The organism is Candidatus Nitrosarchaeum limnium BG20 (assembly GCF_000241145.1).
Classification (GTDB): domain Archaea; phylum Thermoproteota; class Nitrososphaeria; order Nitrososphaerales; family Nitrosopumilaceae; genus Nitrosarchaeum; species Nitrosarchaeum limnae.
Genome location: NZ_AHJG01000132.1, coordinates 1 through 2,644, shown reverse-complemented (window position 1 = coordinate 2,644; position 2,644 = coordinate 1). Strand labels below are relative to the sequence as shown.

General features: G+C 33.3%; 5 protein-coding genes. 3 read left to right on the top strand and 2 right to left on the bottom strand.

The genetic code is table 11. The annotated features are described in order from the left end of the window. Positions 1 to 94: 94 nt before the first annotated feature. Together BG20_RS04345 and BG20_RS12135 are read left to right on the top strand one after the other, a co-directional pair. Positions 95 to 661 (top strand): AsnC family protein, encoded by a 567-nt coding sequence (locus tag BG20_RS04345; protein WP_010191357.1) that lies wholly within the window; start codon positions 95 to 97, stop codon positions 659 to 661. A gap of 152 nt (positions 662 to 813) precedes the next feature. Further along, complete coding sequence (locus BG20_RS12135; RefSeq protein ID WP_133936229.1) at positions 814 to 1,032, top strand: hypothetical protein; 219 nt, start codon at positions 814 to 816, stop codon at positions 1,030 to 1,032. A 49-nt stretch (positions 1,033 to 1,081) separates the two neighbouring features. Here the strand turns inward: BG20_RS12135 and BG20_RS04335 are convergent, their stop codons facing one another. Further along, positions 1,082 to 1,930, bottom strand: coding sequence for a CBS domain-containing protein (locus BG20_RS04335; protein ID WP_010191353.1), 849 nt, complete (start codon positions 1,928 to 1,930; stop codon positions 1,082 to 1,084). 96 nt (positions 1,931 to 2,026) lie between these two features. Between BG20_RS04335 and BG20_RS04330 the strand changes: the two genes are divergently transcribed. Beyond that, on the top strand, positions 2,027 to 2,221 hold the full coding sequence (locus tag BG20_RS04330; RefSeq protein WP_010191351.1) for a hypothetical protein: 195 nt from the start codon (positions 2,027 to 2,029) through the stop codon (positions 2,219 to 2,221). Between the two features lie 30 nt (positions 2,222 to 2,251). On the opposite strand, the gene BG20_RS04325 is transcribed toward BG20_RS04330, so the two are convergent. Continuing rightward, a partial coding sequence (locus tag BG20_RS04325; protein ID WP_010191349.1) for a DMT family transporter occupies positions 2,252 to 2,644 on the bottom strand: 393 nt, incomplete at its 5' end.

Below are 2,644 nucleotides of genomic sequence, written 5' to 3'. Positions count from 1 at the left end.
TTGATTCTACATTTGAATTTTTTTAACAAAATTGGTTCAATTTTTGAACACTGGATTGTATCTTTGTAAAACTACATAGTGGTACGATTCACCAATGACAATGGCAGAACCGATAACAGCACAAAAAGAAATTACTTTGGATGCAATTGATAGACAAATTCTCAATTTACTTATTGCAAATGCTAGAGACTCTACACGCACCATTGTCAAAAAACTTGCAGGCATGGGAATCAAAATGTCTGAAAGAGGAATGGGTAAAAGAATTGCACGACTAGAAAAAATGGGAGTAATTCATGGGTATACTGCAATGGTTGACCTCAAACAGGTTAACATGCCAATTTTACGTCTTGTAACTGTAAAATTTACATCGCCAAAGGATTTTGTTGAGCGACTAGAAAATATGAAAGAGTATCTTACAAATTCACCATTTTGTGATTTTTCTGCAAGAACAAATGGTAATATTGATTGGATTGAGATGAAATTTTTCAACAATCATGAGCAGGCACAGCAAGAAGAGGACATGTATCGAGCGTGGTTTGGAGATATAATCGAAGATTATAGATCATATGACCTTGATATACACAAGATGGGATGGCAATTATTTGATGAAGATGATTTTAATCGCTTCATGCAAAATACATTCAAAAAACAAAACGTATAACATTTTATTTGATATATTTTGTTTAGGCTCATACAATTTTCAAACTAGTTCAGAAAATGAACTAATCTAATCACTACAACATTCAGTATCTGAACAAAAATGATGCAAAAAGTTAGATCCTATCTAATTACTACTGTCACATTGTTATTTGCATGAGTACATACAGCATACAACATGTCTCCGAGAATACAAAGACAAAACTCGGAGTAATAGGCTTGGTTGCCTTGCCTATAGTTGCAGCAGTGTATTCCTCTGAAAGCCTATCTTTGGGACAAGTCCCAGAGATACTTACAAGCGGGGTATTCTCAATTGGGTTTACCTTGTTCTCTTGGGGAATTGCTGCTAAAATGGCAATGAAGTTGAGAAAGTAATTTTTTTCTTTCTCAGCATTTTTCTTTAATTCTAAATTTGTCTCTAGAATCACTTCAAAAATGCAAGTGCTTTGACAATGTCTGTCTTACTAATTATTCCAATGATATTGCCGTGACCTGATAAAACTCCAGCACCATTGATATTTTTTTCTAGCAACAATTTGCCTGCCTTTGCCAAGTCTTCATCATAATCTACTGAAACAATGTCTTTACTCATTATGTCACTTGCCTTGATACTTCCTCCAAATCCTGTTTCTGAAATGAATCCCTTTCTTGGAAATATTACCGATATTACTGGGTCCGTATTGTCTAGAACGTTTTCATACTTTCCTTGTTTTAGCGCCAGCTCAAATAAGTCTCTGAATGTGATTATCCCCACAGGTGTTTCATCATGATCTCGGAGTATTATTCTGGATATTTTTTCATCAATCATCTTCTTCACTACTTGGTATAGTTGGGTGTCCAAATACTGCCATGCATAATAAGGAGACATGTACTCGCCAACTATCTTCTCACCAGAATGTGTTTTTGTGAAATATCTTACAAGATCTGTTTTTGTGATTATTCCAACAACATCATCGTTTGATTTTACCGCCAATGATCCAATTGATTTTCTTAGCATTATCTCGGCACATTCTGCAAGACTTGTATTTTCATCAACAGTTATTATTTTTTTAACAATTTCAGACAATGGGATCTCATCTAGTTTTCTTTCTGTCTTATCAGTTAGTAGGAAAAACCCTAAATCTTTTTCAGTTACAATACCCACAACTTTATCGTTTTCAGTCACTAAAATTCTACTTTTTTTCTCATCGATGATTTTTTTTAAAATATCTGCTAAACTTGATTCATACTTTATTGTCTTTGGTGTATTTTTGTAGTCACGTGCATTTTTCATGAATTTATACATGTTATAACAAATAAAAAACACAAGGCAATTATCATCAATGAAAATCAATTATCCAATTAATTGTAAAATAATAACAATAAAGATATGAAAGATGATGTTGAAAACATAGTAAATGATGTTAAGATATACTCTGATGGACTAATTCTTGCAATTCAAAATGACAAATTTGATGAGGCAATGGATTATGTATCAAAAATGACCCATCAACTAAAGATTGTCTTGACGTATGTAAAAATGAAAAAGAGCATACCAAAAAAAGTCAAGAAAAAAAGAAAATGAGTTGCACTGATTCTAGTCTCTGATAGCAATCTATGCTGGATGTATGACAATCTCTCTTCTACTTACAAGATAAACTCCAAAAATCATAATTCCTGCAGCCGTAATCTGAGTCCAACTAATCTGCTCTCCCAAGAATACACTAGCTGCCACAAGACCGAATACTGCTGACATTGAAAATATCGTAATTGTTCTAACCGTGCCTATTCTCTTTAAACCCTGCAGGAAAAAGAATAGAGATGCTGCAAATCCAACAGAACCTAGAACTAAAATCGGAATTATGTGCTCTGCTTGCAAATTAATATCTACTCTAAATATCAATAATGCAATTACAAGTAACACTCCTCCTCCTATTGCCGATTTTATTTGCACAATATTTGCGACATCCATTTTTTGTGCAAGATATCTGCTTAGGTTATTATCAAA

Bases quoted from the DNA above. Each gene is read 5' to 3' on its own strand.
- BG20_RS04345 (WP_010191357.1), top strand. From the start codon at position 95: ATGACAATGGCAGAACCGATAACAGCACAAAAAGAAATTACTTTGGAT.
- BG20_RS12135 (WP_133936229.1), top strand. From the start codon at position 814: ATGAGTACATACAGCATACAACATGTCTCCGAGAATACAAAGACAAAA.
- BG20_RS04330 (WP_010191351.1), top strand. From the start codon at position 2,027: ATGAAAGATGATGTTGAAAACATAGTAAATGATGTTAAGATATACTCT.
- BG20_RS04335 (WP_010191353.1), bottom strand. From the start codon at position 1,930: ATGAAAAATGCACGTGACTACAAAAATACACCAAAGACAATAAAGTAT.